At 38.9% G+C, this 411-nt stretch carries 1 protein-coding gene; it reads left to right on the top strand.

The features are described from left to right. A partial coding sequence (locus A9G07_RS08650; protein WP_176713961.1) for a baseplate J/gp47 family protein occupies nucleotides 1-411 on the top strand: 411 nt, incomplete at both ends.

The following is a 411-nucleotide window of genomic DNA, read 5'->3' on the forward strand; positions in this document are numbered from 1 at the left end:
GCATATATAACCAGTATTAAAAATATAACAAAAACTGCGGGTGGTGCAGATGTCGAACGTGATGACGCATATCGAGAACGAATCTCGTTAGCACCAGAAAAATTCTCAGTTGCTGGTCAAAAACTCGCGTATCGATATCATGCGCTATCAGCTCATCAAAATATTATCGATGTTGCTGTAGAGCGTCCAAAACCGGGTATTGTTCGAGTGAGTGTTTTATTAACGGATGGAAAAATCCCTGCTGTTGATTCGACTGAAATAGCATTAGTAAAAAAAACATTGAATGACGACGAGATCCGACCGTTAACCGATACTGTTGACGTCGAACCGGCCGTTGCTGTAAATCAAAATTACTCTATTACCTGGTATTTATCAGACACAAATTTATCACAACAATCAATCATTGCTAAA

The sequence above is a fragment of the Gilliamella sp. wkB72 genome (assembly GCF_001693745.1).
In the GTDB taxonomy this organism is placed as follows: Bacteria; Pseudomonadota; Gammaproteobacteria; order Enterobacterales; family Orbaceae; genus Gilliamella; species Gilliamella apicola_E.